The organism is Niallia sp. NCCP-28 (genome assembly GCF_023168165.1).
Lineage (GTDB): Bacteria > Bacillota > Bacilli > Bacillales > Cytobacillaceae > Niallia.
Genome location: NZ_BQYJ01000004.1, coordinates 421,491 through 438,435 on the forward strand (window position 1 = coordinate 421,491; position 16,945 = coordinate 438,435).

Annotated in this window: 15 protein-coding genes and 2 pseudogenes; 9 read left to right on the forward strand and 8 right to left on the reverse strand. The window is 37.1% G+C overall.

Going from position 1 to position 16,945, the window contains the following annotated elements; translation table 11 throughout:
• Positions 1–137: 137 nt before the first annotated feature.
• Positions 138–1,631 (forward strand): MDR family MFS transporter, encoded by a 1,494-nt coding sequence (locus NCCP28_RS14585; RefSeq protein WP_248562131.1) that lies wholly within the window; start codon positions 138–140, stop codon positions 1,629–1,631.
• A 215-nt stretch (positions 1,632–1,846) separates the two neighbouring features.
• Here the strand turns inward: NCCP28_RS14585 and NCCP28_RS14590 are convergent, their stop codons facing one another.
• Both NCCP28_RS14590 and NCCP28_RS14595 read right to left on the reverse strand, forming a co-directional pair.
• Positions 1,847–2,713 (reverse strand): hypothetical protein, encoded by an 867-nt coding sequence (locus NCCP28_RS14590; RefSeq protein WP_248562132.1) that lies wholly within the window; start codon positions 2,711–2,713, stop codon positions 1,847–1,849.
• Between the two features lie 177 nt (positions 2,714–2,890).
• Complete coding sequence (locus tag NCCP28_RS14595; protein ID WP_248562133.1) at positions 2,891–3,328, reverse strand: hypothetical protein; 438 nt, start codon at positions 3,326–3,328, stop codon at positions 2,891–2,893.
• 594 nt (positions 3,329–3,922) lie between these two features.
• Between NCCP28_RS14595 and NCCP28_RS14600 the strand changes: the two genes are divergently transcribed.
• Together NCCP28_RS14600 and NCCP28_RS14605 are read left to right on the forward strand one after the other, a co-directional pair.
• Positions 3,923–4,636, forward strand: coding sequence for a polysaccharide deacetylase family protein (locus NCCP28_RS14600; protein ID WP_248562134.1), 714 nt, complete (start codon positions 3,923–3,925; stop codon positions 4,634–4,636).
• Positions 4,637–4,927: 291 nt separating this feature from the next.
• Entirely contained in the window at positions 4,928–5,770 is an 843-nt protein-coding gene (locus NCCP28_RS14605; RefSeq protein ID WP_248562135.1) for an aldo/keto reductase, read from the forward strand.
• A gap of 70 nt (positions 5,771–5,840) precedes the next feature.
• Here NCCP28_RS14605 and NCCP28_RS14610 read toward each other — a convergent pair whose 3' ends face one another.
• Positions 5,841–6,899, reverse strand: a complete 1,059-nt coding sequence (locus NCCP28_RS14610) for an NAD(P)-dependent alcohol dehydrogenase (RefSeq protein ID WP_248562136.1) — start codon at positions 6,897–6,899, stop codon at positions 5,841–5,843.
• Between the two features lie 510 nt (positions 6,900–7,409).
• Between NCCP28_RS14610 and NCCP28_RS14615 the strand changes: the two genes are divergently transcribed.
• From NCCP28_RS14615 to NCCP28_RS14625, 3 genes are all read left to right on the forward strand, one after another.
• Entirely contained in the window at positions 7,410–7,628 is a 219-nt protein-coding gene (locus tag NCCP28_RS14615; RefSeq protein WP_248562137.1) for a heavy-metal-associated domain-containing protein, read from the forward strand.
• A gap of 79 nt (positions 7,629–7,707) precedes the next feature.
• Positions 7,708–9,627 carry a heavy metal translocating P-type ATPase gene (locus NCCP28_RS14620; protein WP_248562138.1) on the forward strand — a complete coding sequence of 640 codons (1,920 nt, stop codon included), beginning with the start codon at positions 7,708–7,710 and terminating at the stop codon, positions 9,625–9,627.
• A gap of 112 nt (positions 9,628–9,739) precedes the next feature.
• Positions 9,740–10,426, forward strand: a complete 687-nt coding sequence (locus NCCP28_RS14625) for a Crp/Fnr family transcriptional regulator (RefSeq protein WP_248562139.1) — start codon at positions 9,740–9,742, stop codon at positions 10,424–10,426.
• Positions 10,427–10,738: 312 nt separating this feature from the next.
• Here the strand turns inward: NCCP28_RS14625 and NCCP28_RS14630 are convergent, their stop codons facing one another.
• The 5 genes from NCCP28_RS14630 to NCCP28_RS14650 form a co-directional block, all read right to left on the reverse strand.
• Entirely contained in the window at positions 10,739–11,542 is an 804-nt protein-coding gene (locus NCCP28_RS14630) for a DUF4097 family beta strand repeat-containing protein (RefSeq protein ID WP_248562140.1), read from the reverse strand.
• Entirely contained in the window at positions 11,535–12,095 is a 561-nt protein-coding gene (locus NCCP28_RS14635) for an HAAS signaling domain-containing protein (protein WP_248562141.1), read from the reverse strand. Before NCCP28_RS14635 ends, NCCP28_RS14630 begins: the two co-directional genes overlap by 8 nt.
• A complete protein-coding gene (locus NCCP28_RS14640; protein WP_248562142.1) occupies positions 12,088–12,411 on the reverse strand; it encodes a PadR family transcriptional regulator in 324 nt (107 codons plus the stop codon). The genes NCCP28_RS14635 and NCCP28_RS14640 overlap by 8 nt, the downstream gene beginning before the upstream one ends.
• A 249-nt stretch (positions 12,412–12,660) precedes the next feature.
• Positions 12,661–14,118 carry a DHA2 family efflux MFS transporter permease subunit gene (locus tag NCCP28_RS14645; protein ID WP_375709408.1) on the reverse strand — a complete coding sequence of 486 codons (1,458 nt, stop codon included), beginning with the start codon at positions 14,116–14,118 and terminating at the stop codon, positions 12,661–12,663.
• Between the two features lie 15 nt (positions 14,119–14,133).
• Complete coding sequence (locus NCCP28_RS14650) at positions 14,134–14,712, reverse strand: TetR/AcrR family transcriptional regulator (protein WP_248562143.1); 579 nt, start codon at positions 14,710–14,712, stop codon at positions 14,134–14,136.
• A 217-nt stretch (positions 14,713–14,929) separates the two neighbouring features.
• Between NCCP28_RS14650 and NCCP28_RS23850 the strand changes: the two are divergent.
• The 3 genes and pseudogenes from NCCP28_RS23850 to NCCP28_RS14660 form a co-directional block, all read left to right on the forward strand.
• Positions 14,930–15,088, forward strand: a pseudogene (locus NCCP28_RS23850) (L-glutamate gamma-semialdehyde dehydrogenase); the annotation flags it as partial.
• A gap of 30 nt (positions 15,089–15,118) precedes the next feature.
• Positions 15,119–15,264: pseudogene (gene rocD / locus NCCP28_RS23855) on the forward strand (ornithine--oxo-acid transaminase); the annotation flags it as partial.
• Positions 15,265–15,679: 415 nt separating this feature from the next.
• Positions 15,680–16,531, forward strand: coding sequence for a dimethylarginine dimethylaminohydrolase family protein (locus NCCP28_RS14660; protein ID WP_248562144.1), 852 nt, complete (start codon positions 15,680–15,682; stop codon positions 16,529–16,531).
• Positions 16,532–16,945: the final 414 nt, after the last annotated feature.

Sequence of the window (16,945 nt, forward strand, 5' to 3'; positions counted from 1 at the left end):
ATTTACAGCAATTATTTTTCTTGACAGATAAAAAGAAACCAGTTAAATTCATGTTAAACGTTGTTTTAAACACTGTTTAATTTTTAATATTCAAACAAAATGTTTAAAACTAAAGAAAAAGAAAGTAGTGTGAAAATATGGCCAATCCTAACAATGGGTCAACTTCTGATGCTTCCCATGAGTTTTCTATTAAAACAATCATTGCACCCCTTCTTGCAGTTATCGTTGGAATGATTATGGTTATTTTAGACAGCACTGTCGTCAATGTTGCCATTCCTAATTTAGTCGATTATTTTGATACAGACCTCAAAACCATTCAGTGGACAGTTACTGGCTATACATTAGCTCTCTCTGCAGTAATCCCACTTGCAGGATGGATGACAGATAAATTCGGAGCCAAACGGATTTTTCTTATTACCATTGCCTTATTTACAGCAGGATCCGTATTATGTTCTCTTGCACAATCGCCAGTTCAGCTGATTATTTTCCGAATCATTCAAGGCATAGGCGGCGGAATGGTCTCTCCAATTGGGATGGCTATGGTATTTAAATTGGCTCCCCCTGACAAAAGAGGTGCCATCATGGGAGTTCTAGGAATTCCTATGCTGCTTGCTCCAGCACTTGGTCCTGTCTTATCAGGCTGGCTTGTAGAATATGTAAGCTGGCATTGGATATTCCTAATTAACTTGCCAATCGGTATTGTCGCAATGTTCGTTGGCATGAAGTTTCTTCCTGAATCAGAAAAACATGCTGCACCACATCTTGATGTAATTGGCATGATTCTTGCTCCAATTGCTTTTGCCATGCTTGCATATGGCGTTAGTGAAGGTGGAACAAGCTGGACTTCTAAGTCGACTATTATCGGTTTAACAGTTGGCGGTATTGCATTGCTTCTATTTATTTTTGTAGAACTGCGCCAAAAACAGCCATTGCTTGAGCTACGTGTATTCCGTTCTTCTGACTTCACAAGAGGAATTCTGCTTGCTTGGCTAACTCAAATAGCCTTATTTGGTTCAATGATTATCACACCATTATACCTGCAGCAAGTAAAGGGCTATACAGCATTAGAAACAGGGCTGATCTTATTGCCTCAAGCATTGGCTTCTGGAATCTTTATGCCAATAAGCGGTCGTTTATTTGATAAAATTGGTGCTCGCCCTCTTGCCCTAACAGGTCTTGGCGTTATTTCTACAGGACTTTACTTGTTGGCACAAGTAAAAGTGGATACAAGTTTAGGAATGATTCTTTTATCCTTATTTTTAATGGGAGCAGGCATGGGACTTACAATGATGCCTGTCAACACACATGTGTTAAATGCAGCTCCCCGCAAATTAGTCAGCAGGGTAACGCCACTGACAACAGCAGCTCAACAAGTTGTCGTTTCCTTTGCTGTAGCTGGTTTAACAGGCTATTTAACATCACATATTACAACACATATGAAAGATGTTGCCAAAGGATTAGCCCCTGCTGAAGCAGTGACGGCAGGATTTGCAGATACCTTCTTCCTTTCTGCCTGTCTTGCTGTGGCAGGATTCTTATTCAGTCTCCTTCTTCGCAAACCAAAGAATAAGCCTGAAGATAAGCCTGATCCTGAGGAAAAGGCAAACCCTGCATTAATGGCAGGACATTGATAATAAAAAAGGAGGATCTCCCTCCTTTTTTATATTTGCGGTAGTTATTTAGTAGTTTTTGTCGAATAATAGCTAAATCGAAGAAAATCGCAACAAATACCATAAAAACTGCAGCATACATGTCCAAAATCGCAACAAAACCATCCAAAACGCAGCAACATCTATTAATCACAGCAAAAAAAGGTATGGCGAAAATAATCCGCCATACCTTTTTCTTACTGTATTTTTTCTTCCCAGCCAAACATTTCTCCATCTTCTCCGTCTACTTCCAATCCCGGATGAATAAATGGCATAAAAACTGCTGGATTTTTTGATTTTTCCGTAATTGTTTTAATATGTTTGCCGATAATAAACTGTTCTTCTGCTCCTACCAAACCAAATGGCAGTTCACTCGCTCTTCCAAAATAGATAGAACTTGTTTTGCCGCTTGCTAGTCTTACTTGTTTGCTGTTGATTAAATATGGCTTATCCCGCGGTGAAGTGTAGATGGTTTCCCAATCCTTTATTGTTTCAAATTGAATTTTCGATAAATGTTCTCCTGCCACAGAGATAAGGATAATATCCGGCTCTAGGCAATCAATCAGTTCGTGCCATAATGGAACGCCTGTTGCCTGAAGATCTAATTTCGTTTCTTTTGTTAAGTCGCCCCATGTAGGATTCGTAGCTAATGGTGTGCAGATATCTGTATGGAGGGCGGTATTTTCTTTTCTGTTGTAAAAACTGGCATCTAGGCCATTTAACATATTTTCGAAAGCTGGATTATACCAAGCATTGTATGGGTCGTCGTCAAAATACTGATTAAGTGCAGAAGTATACTGCTGATTGAAATGATAATAATGGTCTTGTTTCATAGATTGAAACCTTTGGAAAGGGTCTGGTTCAGGGAAATCTCTCCTTGATGGGTTCAGACCAACTGTAACGATGCGAATAGGGGATTCTAGATATTTTTTGATATTGCCAAAATACATAATCGGCATAGAAGGTTTAACTAAATACGATAACTCCTTTTTGCTTTCATACAAGTCCCAATACTTTTTAATCAATGTGGTTTGTTTTGCATGTTGAATAACAATAAAAATCATCCTTTCATTTTGATTGCAAGCAGGCAACTAAGTTATCTAGCTGTGCTTGTCTATTTAATTCGCTTTTGAAGCAGCAAACTCCTTCTTCTTTTACTACTATTTGCATTTTTTTAATTTCCATGCGAAAAAGCACAGCAAAACAAAAAGCTAAACCTATTTTTTAGGTCTAGCCATCTTTTACCCTTTATACCTTCTTCCTTTTTTGCTAGTATCGCCTTCTTTTTTTTCTTTTTTGACAAGCTTAGTCAGTCCATATCGAATTACTCTCCATACAACATAGATGCCAAAAAATAATAAAAATCCATAGATGCCTGCCACAGCATCCGCAAATTCCATATTTCCCCTGCCTGTAATGCCCTGCTGGATTTCAATCGCAAATACCAGCACTAAGATCAAGGTGAACGTATAAATAAAAGAAATGCTTGTGATGCTCCATTTTGCCAGTCGTCTAAAAACAGCTTGCACAATAAAAAAAGCAATGATGCCGATAATGCCGATAATCCACAGGTGCAAATCTTTATCAGTTGCCTGCCAGCCAATTTGCGCTGCTGCTGCCATAATGACATCGTGAATAATATTAACTATCTCTGCAATAATTTTAAATAAATCTGCCATAATAACCTCCGAAATACTTCAAATCACTCTCATTATTTTCAAATACTTGGATAAACTATCTATCATACAATATACATGTAAAATTCATAAAGAACATAAAATGAAACTTCAATCAGGGAAGGTTTTCCACGCCCTCTACTGATTGTTGGTTGAACCAATCAGGCTTTTATGGGCAAGTTTCTGCCCACCTAGATTTCTCGTTTTCTCTTATAATCCCTTAGTTGGAAGTCAAAAGCCCGTTAATGCGTGATAAACAAAATCCAGCATTAACTTCCAGACTGAACAAAAACAATTGGCTTTTGAGGCAGCGCAGCCAAAGGACAAACAATAAAAAAGGAGTGCTGGTCGACAGCCTGTATACATGTAAACATTTATTTACTATATTATTAACTGATATACCCCAATTTTCAAGCAGCAAGCTGCATAAAGTGAAACTTCGACCAGTGGGGTTTTCCACGTCCCCCACTGATTGTTAGATCAAGCAATCGGGTCTTTACGGGCTAGTTTCTACCACCTAGACTTCTCATCATCTTGAGGTGGGGTCAAAAGCCTGTTAGTGCCGGATAAACAGACGTCATGGTGGTGGTACAAACAGTGAAAACATATATTTCTTTTCTTCTTATTATTATGTTTATGTTTATTGCCCATTCAGAAAATGTCGTACATGCCAAAAATAACTCTTATGAAAGCAAACAATCAATCTATTTAACCTTTGATGATGGCCCTAATGAATACACCAAAAACATTCTTAATTTATTAAAAAAAGAGAACGTAAAGGCAACCTTTTTTGTGCTGGGCCCAAATGCAGCATCGCATAAATGCTTGTTAAATAGAATCGTGAACGAAGGACATACAATTGGTCTCCATGGAATGAGCCATCGTGCAAAAGAATTTTATAAAAAACCGCAAACTGCTGTTAAAGAAATGAAAGAAGCTCAAAAAATTGTCAAAGATATTACAGGGATAACCAGTACAATTGTGCGAACACCTTATGGCAGCAAACCATATATGACCGCATCATACCGCAGAGCGATGAAAAAGGCAGGATTTCAAATGTGGGATTGGAATGTGGACAGTGAAGACTGGAAAAAGCCGCAAAACAAAACTAAATCAATAAAAATAATCGAAAAAAATATCCAATACAACGATAGAAAAAATAGGGCAAGCATCATTTTAATGCATGATCAAGCTACAAACCCCAAATCCTTATCCGCTGCAATTAAAAAACTAAAAAAGCAAAAAAGAATATTTAGAACAGCGGCAGACGCAACTCATCCATTTAATTATTATAATACCTGGAATGACTAGCCTCCTCCCCTATTAGAAGACTGATTATTCCTCGCTGCAAGTGCAAATATTAGCCATTCCCTCTTGCTTTTTCTATAATTAATTTAAGGCTGTTTTCGTAAACTTTGTTGCTATTCACTAAGCACTGGGAAAGGTTAATTTCCGCTTCAGGATGCTCGCGGCGGTGCTCCCAAAGGAGTCTCGCATATCCGTTCCAATCAACCTAAATAGTTTTTTGTTTACAAACTTATTTAAAAACAACAATCTTTTAGAAAAGAGCCTAATTTAAATAGTCAAAAAGGGGAGGATATTATGAATACTTCAATTCCAGAAATTACACTGAATGATGGATTAACTTTGCCTGCGGTTGGCCTTGGAACCTATGATCTAAGAGGGGCTGCAGGAGTTCAAGCGATGACTAGTGCCATTGATATGGGGTATCGTTTGCTTGATTCTGCCTTTAATTATGAAAATGAGGGCGCGGTTGGAGAAGCTATTCGCCGCAGTTCTGTCTCTCGAAATCAGCTTCTTGTGACTTCAAAATTGCCTGGCCGCCATCAAAAATACGAAAATGCCATCTATACTATCCAAGAATCACTATACCGTTCCAAACTAGATTACTATGATTTATTTCTTATCCATTGGCCAAATCCTAAAACTGACTTATATGTGGAAGCATGGCAAGCACTAATTGATGCAAAAAAATGGGGGCTAATCCGCTCCATCGGTGTATGCAATTTCCTGCCAGAACACCTGGACCGCCTCATAAAAGAAACAGGAGTAGCACCAAGTGTCAACCAAATAGAACTCCATCCATATTTCTCTCAAGAAGAACAGCTTGCCTATGATAAAGAGAAAAAAATTGTAACAGAATCATGGAGTCCATTAGGCCGAGCCAATAATGTTCTCCAAAATGAAACCATCCAACAAATCGCAAACACACATCAAAAAACAATTCCACAAATCATCTTGCGCTGGCATATTCAGCTTGGTGCCCTGCCAATCCCGAAATCAAGCTCACCAAAACGTCAGTTAGACAATTTGAATATATTTGATTTTTCCTTAACAGAAGAAGAAATGAACCAGATTTCAAACTTAACACGACCAGATGGACGAATTGCAGATCAAGATCCAGCGGTATATGAAGAATTTTAAAAAACAATATGAAAAGGGCTCCTGTTAGTCAAAAACACTAGGAGCCCTTTTTTAAACCTATTCTTGCCTTTTAGCTAGATATTCCTGGATAAATCATGATTTTTAATGTGTTTGTTTTATCATGAATCGCTTTTTCAAAAGCTTTTGCCGCTTCATCCAACGGATATTTATCGGTAATCATTTTTTCTATATTTATTTTATCGCCAGAAAGCATTTCAATAGCGCGGGGATATGTATGATGGTAACGGAATACCCCTTTTACATCGATTTCTTTATCGATGATTTGAGATATGCTTACTGGCACTTCATCTTGTGGAGACAAACCGACAATTGCCACCCTTCCTCCTCTGCGTACAGACAAAATTGTTCCTTGAACAGCTTTAGGGCTTCCAGCTGTTTCAATCGCAAGATCTGCCCCTATGCCATTTGTATATTCCTTTACTTTTTCTTCTAAATCTTCTTCACGTAAATTAATAATATGAGTTGCTCCCATACTTTTGGCAACTTCTAAGCGGCTTGTTTCTAAATCGACGCCAATAATCATTTTTGCCCCAGCTGCTTTGGCTGCAGCAGCAGTCACAAGTCCAATTGGCCCCATTCCCAGAATAATTACTGTTTCGCCAGCCTTTAATTCCCCCCGACTAATTGCATGCACGCCTACTGAAAAAGGTTCTACTAGAGCAGCCGTTTCATAACTCATGCTATCTGGGATAGGAAAAACTAAATCCTCTCTCATCACAGCATATTCGCAAAATACCCCGTCATAAGGCGGTGTCGCCAAAAACTCTACACTTGGACATAGATTATAGCGTCCTTCTTTACAATAGGTGCATTCTCCGCAAGTTGCTCCAGGTTCAATGGATACTCTTTGTCCTTTCTGAAGGCCCCTAACATTTTTCCCCACCTCCACAATATCTCCAGAAGCTTCATGCCCTAATATAATAGGTTTTTCTACCACATAGTTTCCTATTTTTCCATGTTCATAGTAATGGACATCTGAACCGCAAAGCCCTACTGCTTTTATTTTAATCAATACTTCATTATCCTTTAGAATTGGAATTTCTACATTCTGCAACTCAATATTTTTAAGACTTGTGAGTACTGCTGCTCGCATTGGATTTTTTTTCATTGACCATTTCTCCTCCTGGATCCACTATAAAGATAGCGCTTTCTTTTTATCGGTTGAATAGTCTGCATTTAAACAGGCTATAGATTTTCCTTTTAGGCTTCCCAGCAGCCCTAGCCTCATTCTACTGCAAATACAAATGATATCCCTATAGAAAAAATTTCTTTAAAACAGAAAATATTTTCTCCTTTCCTTAAATAGTTAAGATTGTTTCTAAGACTATTAAAAATTACATTCTAAATATTGTCAAATATTTAAATAAGCATAAAATCAACAAATAACAAGATTCGCTTATTCCAACCTGAGACAGGCTTTCCAAGAAGCAACGTTTTTCTATTCACGCCATTCTTTATGTTTCCTCTCATTTCTTTAAAAAAAGATGTCCATTTTAATAGTCCCCCTCCCCTCTATTTTGCCATCGAAGGATTTTTCTTCTAAAAATTGATTTATATCAAGTAAAAAAAATGAACGCTCCATTAATATAAATATATCAAAACAAAGGAGGAAATCGAAATGGCAAAAGCTGTTTTTCAATTAGAGCCATTAGCTTGTCCATCATGCATCAAAAAAATAGAGACTGTCTTAAATAACACAACAGGGGTGATTTCCGCTAAAGTGTTGTTTCACGCCAGCAAAGTGAAAACAGAATATAATTCATCCATTATCGGCGGAGATGGATTAGAACAAACGATCAGCAAATTAGGCTATTCTGTTTTATCTGCCAACTATTAGATATGCCTTACAAATAGCGGATAAACAAAGCCAAAAATCTGATGACACTCCATTTTTCTAAATCAAAGGAAGTGAAACAATGATAGAACTTATTCATAAAAACAAACGATTCCTCGCCTTTTTTTCTGGAGTTTTTATCCTTACTGGGCTTCTCTTAGGATTATGGGGAAAAGAGGAACTAAAAAGTTTTTCCCTTATTCTCTCTACTTTAGCAGCCGGTATTCCGATTGGAATAAAAGCGATGCAGGCATTGCGCATGAAGGCCTTCAGCATTGAACTATTGGTCACCATCGCAGTGATCGGCGCCCTGTTTATAGGAGAATATACGGAATCCTCTATTGTCGCCTTTCTCTTTTTATTTGGCGCCTATTTAGAGGTGCGCACGTTAGAGAAGACTCGCGCTAATTTAAAAGAACTAATGAATATGGCTCCAGAAACTGCAACTGTCATTCAAAACGGGAAAGAAGTAGAAATACCTGTAGAGGCCGTTGCAGAAGGGGATTATATTATTATTCGGTCTGGCGGAAAAGTGCCTGTTGATGGCAGGATTATAAAAGGGCAGGCAGCTTTATCTGAAGCAGCCATTACTGGGGAAAGTATACCTGTGATGAAAAGGCACCAAGATAAAGTATTCAGCGGGACGATTGTAGATAGCGGATATGTGGAAGTGATAGCTGAAAAGGTTGGAGAGAATACAGCCTTTGCCAAAATCATTGAACTTGTGGAAGAGGCTCAAGCTTCAAAAACAAAAACGGAGAAATTTCTCGATCGTTTTGCTCAGCTTTACACTCCCTCTATTGTGCTTTTGTCCCTTCTTGTTTATGTACTTACAAAAGATATTCATCTAGCCATTACCTTTTTAGTCATTGCATGTCCTGGGGCACTGGTAATTGGTGCACCAGTATCAAATGTTGCAGGAATTGGAAACGGAGCGAAGCATGGCATCCTTGTAAAAGGCGGAGAAGTAATGGAAAAATTCTCAAAAGCAGATGTCCTAATATTTGATAAAACAGGCACACTAACGAAAGGCAAACCAACTGTTACAGATATTCAAATATTTTCTGATCAGAACGTAAACGACCTATTAAAAATAGTGGCAGAAGCAGAAAGCATTTCAGAGCATCATTTAGGCAAAGCCATCATTAATGAAGCACACGCAAGAGGAATTAAACAGACAGAGAAGCCTATAAATCCAAAAGTGGCAAAAGGAAAAGGGATCTACGCTGTAGTAGCAGGCTCTTTTGTCATGGCGGGGAATCGCCAATTAATGAAAGAAGCAGCTATTACTATTTCAGAGGAAGCAGCTTATTATGCAGCAGCTCGTGAACAGGCTGGAAATACAGCAATTTTCGCAGCGATTGATGGGAAAATTGCTGCAATAATTTCTATCGCCGACCAAATTCGGGAAGATGCACCAGCTGCCATATCAGCACTCAAAAGAAACGGCATCAAAAGGATTCTTCTATTAACAGGAGATAATAAAGCAACAGCGAAATTAGTGGCAGATCAGCTTGGAATTGGGGAATATCATTTCGAACTATTGCCAGAAAACAAAGTGGAAGTGGTGAAAAAATTACAGAATGAAGGACATATTGTAGCAATGATCGGGGATGGCATTAATGATGCGCCAGCCATTGCTGCAGCAGATGTCGGCTTGGCAATGGGAGAAAGTGGAACAGATGCCGCAATCGAAACAGCAGATATTGTTCTGTTGGCAGATAAATTAATCCAATTACCCCATGCCTACGCACTATCCAAAGCAACCATACGCAACATGAAGGAAAATACGTTTTTTGCTGTTGGAATGGCCTTTCTCCTTTTATTAGGAGTATTGCTTGAATCTGTTCATTTGGCATCCGGCATGTTTATTCATGAAGCAAGTGTATTAATCGTGATTCTTCATGGGATGCGCCTAACAACATTTCAGCAAAAAAGAGAGCAGATCAGCAGGAAAAAAGGACAAGTAGTCAAACACCGGTGGGAAGATGGCATATTATGATTATTGTTTCGTCAATAAGGCAATATAATAAGGTGAAACTTCAATCAGTGGGGAACAAAAGCCCGTTAATGCGTGATAAATAAAGGCATATTCTATAAAAAGGAGGGGGATTATGGCAGAAAAATTACATCTATGCAGCCACCATTCTTGTGTATCATTGGTTCCTATTTTTAATCACTTAGAAGAAAAACATCGGAAAGAAATCACCGATACCGTTCAATCTGTCTCCTATACAAAAGGAGACATCATTTATCAAGCAGGTGATCATTCCGACTCCTTATATATTGTGAGCAGCGGAAAAATAAGAATTTACCGCCTTTCTGAATCCGGAAAAGAACAGCTTATACGAATATTATATCCAGGGGATTTTACAGGAGAACTTGCTTTATTTAATGAAACAACACAAGAAGCCTATGCAGAAGCAATGGCAGATACGCATATCTGTATGATGAAACGTTCTGACTTGCAAAGCTTGATAATAAAATATCCAGCCATTTCTTTTCCCTTGTTAGCAGAGTTTGCTTCCAGGCTGGAAAAGTCAGAAAAACAAGCAGCCAGCTTTGCTACAGAAAAAGTAGAAAAACGGATTGCCCTTTATTTGACTGAATGTATCGACGACTCAGAACCAACAAAGGAATTTATGCTGCCAATGAGCAAAAAGGATCTTGCTTCCTATTTAGGAACTACTCCTGAAACAATCAGCCGCAAATTAACTGAACTGGAGCAGCAAGGATATATTGAGCAAAAATCAGCCAAACGAATCAAAGTTTTAGACATAAAGGGCCTTTTGCTTGTTTGAAGCTGGGCAGCAAATACGGAGAATGAAGCCTATGATCTTGTCTTGTTGCTGCTTGCAATAATGCAAAAGCTTTTTTCCTCGTCTAAATTGCTCTTATCCTCCCTTATGCGGGAATAAAAATCTATTCAAGAGATAAAGGCAGCAAATCCTAGAACTCGCTGCCCCCTTTCCACTACTATCATAACGAGAATCTTCTATCAAGCTTTTACCGGCAAGTTTCTTCCGCCTGAATTTCTCGTTTTCTCTTATCATCCCTTAAAGCAAGGCATTCGAGAGCCCATGAATGCCTGATAAGCCTTTAAAGGTTTTTGCCTATTTTATTACACTAATTTTTCCATTATTTGTTTTTAGCTTAATAATATTATCTCCATCACCAATAACAGCATTCCCCTCATATTTATCGAGAATATTAACCCGGCCATTATCTACATGAACATCAAAAGCAACATTTGTCGGCTCTTTTTCCGTTTCTATTTCAATGCTGCCATTATCTGTTTCCAATTCCATCGATCGATCTAAATCTGCTGTTTTGATCGAAATTTTTCCGTTATTTGTTTTGCCTTTAATTTTGCCGCTAACATCATTTAATATTAATTTTCCATTATCTGTTTCTATGTTCACACTAGCTGATGTTATATTTTTCAATTCTACACGGCCATTATTTGTATTTCCTTGCAACTGTTTGACATTTAAACCTGCAAGTTGAACATAACCATTATCATTGTCGATTTTTAAAGAATTGTATTGTTTTTCAGGCAATGTTATTTTTAGCGTAAGAGATTCTCTACTAAAATCAAGATGAAGAAAGCCGAATTGCTTCTCCTCCAGACTAACAATGAGAGTATCTCCTTCCATTTTTGCGGAGAAGTCATTTTTTGTATTTTTGGCAGCTTTCCCAAATAGCTCCACTTTGGCAGCTTCATCTTTTGTTGGAATGATTTCCACACGTGCATTATTTGAATTGACCTCTATTGATTCAATATTTTTTTGTTCAAACGTTTTTTTCTCCTGAATGCTAACTCCCTTATCAAGGAAACCAAAGGTCAACACGCTGCCGACTACCCCTACCACAATAAGAAAAGCTGCAATAATCGCTATTTTTTTCAAATTAGTCATGCTTTAATCCACCCTTCACAAGTGATACATTATATTTTAAATAACGCACAAATCCTTTTATTAAAAACTTGGTAATATAGAACATGCCAATCGATATAAAAAGCCCAACTCCACTAAGTAACATCGACATAAAAAGATAAAAAAATTCAAATGCTCCCGGCTGCAGTACTAAATCGATAAAAATAAGCAATGGGGAAAGAATAAAGGAAACGCCGACTGCCCATCCTGAAAAAATTAAGGAAACTAATGCAATAAAGGGCCCTAAGACAATAACTAGATTAAAAAATCCCAATCCAATAACAGCCCAAATTGCTCGAAAAATATTCCCAGTCGTTGCTTTTGCATCGACTTTCTCCACATGATAAGAAGCCAATAATTCCTTTGCAATTTGATTTGGCGATCCCAACGCTTCCGCTATTTCCTGTTCGGTTTTGCCTTCTTCTAATCCGATGAGAAAATGCTCCTTATAATCTTGGAGGATATCCTGCCTCTCTACTTGTGACAATGGTCTTAAAGCGGACTCTAAACTTTTAAGAAATTGATCTTTAGTCATTTTTAACACCTTCTTTAATTAATTGATTAACACCATTGGAGAATACATGCCATTCTTCAATCAGCTCATGGAGATACATTCTCCCTTTCTCCGTTAATTTATAATATTTGCGAGAAGGACCTTCTGTTGATTCTTGCAAGTATGTTGTAAAGTATTCTTCTTTCGTTAATCTTCTAAGCAATGGATAAACCGATCCCTCTGAAATTTCAATCTGATCAGAAATTTTTTGGACCAGCTCATAGCCATACCTGTCTTTCTTATCCAAAAGCACCAGCACACACAACTCTAAAACTCCTTTTTTAAATTGGACATTCAATATAACGTCACCCTATTCCTTGTATAATTTAGTACTGTTTATTGTATAGTACTGTAATATAAAAATACCTGATGGATATAGAATACCATCTAGTATTGTTTATTGCAAGGTACTGTTTTAAAAACAGACGCTCACTTTTCAACAAAAGCTGTTTTACCAATGGATTTACTCATTAAAAATAGCTGAAAAAAAGAAACAGGCATCTATCAGTTGAAAATTCGACCAATAGATACCATCTATGTTCTACCCCTATTCTCCTTGCTTTACCACTACTCTCTTAAGGAAAAAAGATAAGCCTAATCCGATAACACCTAAAATAATCGCAAATACAAAAGCATTTTTTACACCCTCTGTAAAAGCAAGCAATTGATTGATTGGATTTTCTGGATCTGTTACAGTGCTCATATATTTCTCAGCGCCAGATGACAAGATAGAAATCGCAACAGCGGTCCCGATTGCTCCTGACACTTGCTGCAAAGTATTCATAATGGCGGTTCCATCAGGATACAGTTCTCGAGGAAGCTGATTTAAGCCATTCGTTTGTGCTGGCATCATCACCATAGAAACTCCAATCATCATAAAAATATGCATTCCTACAATAAAAGCAGAAGATGTTTCCATTGTAATGCTAGTAAACCCAAACATTGTTCCAGTAATAATAACAAAGCCAATAATAACAAGCCACTTCGGTCCAAATCGATCAAATAGACCGCCCATTACAGGAGAAAGCAAACCATTTATCACTCCACCTGGAAGCAATAACAACCCTGCTGCAAATGTGCTTAACGCTAAAGATGTCTGCAAATATAATGGCAATAAAATCATCGAAGACAAAATCGTCATCATTGCGATAATAATCATCACTAGCCCTAATGTAAACATTGGATATTTAAACACACTTAAATTCAACATCGGTTTTTCCATCTTTATTTGGCGCAAAGAGAATAAAATCAAAGAAACGATTCCAACTGCTATAGAAACTATAACGATTGGATTGCTCCATCCACCGCCTTCTCCTGCACTGCTGAATCCATAGACAATTCCACCAAAACCAAGCGTGGATAATATAATAGAAACGATATCAATTTTAGGTTTCGTTGGTGTTGTTACATTTTGCATAAAGTACATGCCGTAAATAAGGGCACAAATTAAAAGGGGCAAAGAAATCCAAAATATCCAATGCCAAGAAAGACTTTTTAAAATGAGACCAGATAATGTAGGACCTACAGCAGGTGCAAACATGATAACCAATCCAATAACACCCATTATTTTCCCCCGTTTTTGCGGCGGCACAATCATTAAAATGGTGTTAAACATAAGCGGAAGCAGCAATGCTGTTCCCATCGCCTGCACAACACGAGCAATCAAAAGCACACTAAATGTCGGTGCAATCGCTGCAAGAAATGTTCCAATAATGGAGATAATCAAAGAAGCGATAAATAGCTGTCTTGTCGTAAACCATTGCAATATCAATCCAGATATCGGAACCAAAATCCCTAGCGTAAGCAAATAACCCGTTGTAAGCCATTGTGCTGTTGTTTCATGAATTCCAAAACTAGTAATCAAATTATTTAATGCCATATTTAAAGCTGTCTCACTGAACAATCCTATAAAACCAGCAATGACAAAGGATACAATAACAGGAACCGTTCTGATATTTCCTAAATTATTTCCCTTATCCATTGCGGCACTTGTTTCTGCTTGCATCTTGCATTTCCCCCTTTATTCTTCCTTTTTAAGCAGCAAAGGCAGCTGTTTTGCGATAGTGCGGAGCGGCTCCCCGCTTTCGCTTGTCATTGCCAAAATGCATCCACCTTCAATCATTGCATTAATGGCAATGCTTAATTCTTTGGCTTTCTCTTTGGTATACCCAAATTGCTTTAATTTATCTGTATACAATGATTGCCATTCTTGAAAGGCAGATTGGCAGGCACAGCGAAGCTTCTCATTTGTTGATGCTGTTTCAGAAGCAATCAATCCAATCGGCAGTCCCTCCATATTCATCTTCTTATCAAATTCTGCTGCAATCTGCTCTATATGAAATTGAAACGCCTCTACAGCAGAATCCTTTTTATTTAAATCTCCTTGCGCCTCTTCCAATACTTGCTCCTTCATTAACAGGATAGCTTCTAAAGCAATTTCTTCTTTTCCTTTAGGAAAATGATAATAAAGAGAGCCTTTTGGAGCTCCACTTTCCTCAATTATTTGATTAAGGCCTGTTCCATGATAGCCTTGGCATTGAAATAATTGAGAAGCAGTCTTTATAATCAAATCCCGTTTTCCTTCTTTTTTTTGCTTCATTTCTACACCTCTAAATTATAACGATTGGTCTACATAATATTAAATAAATTCCTGCTCCATGTCAATTCTTTCATTTTCTTTATAAAATCTGCTATCTATTAGAAAAAGAAGACAAAACACTCGCTTATTTTCTGGTAAACCTATGTGAATATAATAACCATTTCTTCCTTTATTAAATATTTTCCTCATCGCATTTTAAAAGCGCCTGCAAAAAAAACATGTTGGAAATTTATGATTTAATAGAAGATGTACAGAAGCAATTATCGATTAGCAGCCAGTTGATAGATTTAATATATCCGCCGCTGACTCCAAAGCTAGAAATTCTAAATATTTCATTCTTCATATGCAAGCAAAAACAACATTAGAGACAGTTTAATGAGCATATTAGATCTGGGAAGAAGATACAGATAATAATAGATATATGACGATTATTCCGCCATATATCAAGGACATCCCTATCCTAAAATTATTGAAGCTTTAAAAAAGCCCGAAGATAAGGTAACATTAATATCAAGAGTTTTCTATAATGATCAGTTTGGCCTCTGGTATAAAGTGAAACTTCAATCAGTGAGGGGTTTCTTCATCTTCTACTGATTGTTAGTTGAACCAATCAGGCTTTTACGGACAGTTATCTCCCGCCTGCATCCCTTAGGTGGGAGTCAAAATCCCGCTAATGCGTGATAAAACAATTTGTACATTAACTACAAACTATTTAAAGGATAATAAGTATTTATTTTATTTTTCTTAAAAGAACACTTGCAGAAACAACTACTCATTTTTGCTGTAAGTGTTTAATTCTCCGTTATTTAGTCTGAAAATTAAGAATAATAAAAATGCAAAAGAATTAATAAATATTCAATTGTATTTTGGGTATGCATGTATGCTTCTCCATTTTTATTTCAGAGACTGTCTATTTCTGAAAGAGAAATGTGAAAAAGATTATATTTTCAGAAGGGGATGAATCCGAATGATAAAAACTCAAAACTTCCATGCGGTAAAATGTTCTAATGAATATAATAAACTGAGGCATGTAATTGTATGTCCGCCAAAATTCATGAAAATTGAAGAGGCGATTAATGAAACTCAAAAACAATATTTATTACATAATATCAATCAAAAGCTCGCTATGAAGCAGCATAAAAATTTTGTACATGCGCTTCAGGAAAATGGAGCGGCAGTTCATATGCTGCCTACTGAAAAACGTTATAATGAGCAGGTTTTCACCAGAGATATCGGCTTTTGCTTAGATGATACATTGTATATTGGAAATATGAAAAGCAGGATACGCCAAGGAGAAGAATCTATCCTAAAAAATTGGCTGGATTCCCACAATATTTCTTATAGTGAAATCACATCAGGTTCGATTGAAGGCGGCGATGTGATTATCGCAGAGAATAAAATATGGATTGGTTTAAGCGGAAGGACTTCTCAAGAAGCAATAAATGAATTAAAAACGAAATTGCCTGCTTATGAAGTAATTCCTTTAAAATTAAAAAAGAGGATCCTTCACTTGGATTGTGTATTTAATATCATCTCCCCTGATACTGCCATTATTTATAAACAGGCATTTTCCGCAGATGCAATCGCGTTAATAAAAGAACACTATCATTTAATTGAAGTATACGAGCAGGAACTTTTTTCAATGGGGCCAAATGTATTGTCTCTTGAACCAGGAAAATTATTGAGTCTTTCGCAAAATGTGCAAATAAATAAGCGGCTGCGCAAAGCAGGCTTCCACATTATAGAGGTTGATTTTTCTGAGATAATTAAATCAGGTGGTTCTTTTCGCTGCTGCTCACTTCCTATTGTTCGTATATAACACTCGTTATCCAATAAAGTATAAAACTAAAAAAATCCCAAAACCAAAAGGCTTTTGGGATTTTTGCAATTGCATTACTTTCTTATGCTTTATTCCTGTTTAATAGGCAGCAACAACAAAATAAAAATTATAGCAGCAATTTCTCGTTTATGCAGTCTATATCTTATCTTTTCTCAGGCTATAAGGCTATACAAACCAGCTAATTTCCTGCCAATCGTTAGCCCCACTTTATCAGCTTTTTCCATAATATTCTACTTTTTAAAGAGAAAGATTTTCCTAGCTGCAGGCAGTTGCTGACAAATTGAAAGAGCACCTGCCATTCTTAAGAAAATGCTCCTTTTTCAACAAGTTTCTTCTTATTATATATTTTCCTTTTGCCTCTTCCATCAAAAAAAGGAATTACTAGAGGCATAA

What these genes read in the sequence shown, in the direction of transcription:
- NCCP28_RS14585 (WP_248562131.1), top strand. Translation starts at nt 138, where the DNA reads ATGGCCAATCCTAACAATGGGTCAACTTCTGATGCTTCCCATGAGTTT.
- NCCP28_RS14590 (WP_248562132.1), bottom strand. Translation starts at nt 2,713, where the DNA reads ATGATTTTTATTGTTATTCAACATGCAAAACAAACCACATTGATTAAA.
- NCCP28_RS14595 (WP_248562133.1), bottom strand. Translation starts at nt 3,328, where the DNA reads ATGGCAGATTTATTTAAAATTATTGCAGAGATAGTTAATATTATTCAC.
- NCCP28_RS14605 (WP_248562135.1), top strand. Translation starts at nt 4,928, where the DNA reads ATGAATACTTCAATTCCAGAAATTACACTGAATGATGGATTAACTTTG.
- NCCP28_RS14610 (WP_248562136.1), bottom strand. Translation starts at nt 6,899, where the DNA reads ATGAAAAAAAATCCAATGCGAGCAGCAGTACTCACAAGTCTTAAAAAT.
- NCCP28_RS14615 (WP_248562137.1), top strand. Translation starts at nt 7,410, where the DNA reads ATGGCAAAAGCTGTTTTTCAATTAGAGCCATTAGCTTGTCCATCATGC.
- NCCP28_RS14620 (WP_248562138.1), top strand. Translation starts at nt 7,708, where the DNA reads ATGATAGAACTTATTCATAAAAACAAACGATTCCTCGCCTTTTTTTCT.
- NCCP28_RS14625 (WP_248562139.1), top strand. Translation starts at nt 9,740, where the DNA reads ATGGCAGAAAAATTACATCTATGCAGCCACCATTCTTGTGTATCATTG.
- NCCP28_RS14630 (WP_248562140.1), bottom strand. Translation starts at nt 11,542, where the DNA reads ATGACTAATTTGAAAAAAATAGCGATTATTGCAGCTTTTCTTATTGTG.
- NCCP28_RS14635 (WP_248562141.1), bottom strand. Translation starts at nt 12,095, where the DNA reads ATGACTAAAGATCAATTTCTTAAAAGTTTAGAGTCCGCTTTAAGACCA.
- NCCP28_RS14645 (WP_375709408.1), bottom strand. Translation starts at nt 14,118, where the DNA reads ATGCAAGCAGAAACAAGTGCCGCAATGGATAAGGGAAATAATTTAGGA.
- NCCP28_RS14650 (WP_248562143.1), bottom strand. Translation starts at nt 14,712, where the DNA reads ATGAAGCAAAAAAAAGAAGGAAAACGGGATTTGATTATAAAGACTGCT.
- NCCP28_RS14660 (WP_248562144.1), top strand. Translation starts at nt 15,680, where the DNA reads ATGATAAAAACTCAAAACTTCCATGCGGTAAAATGTTCTAATGAATAT.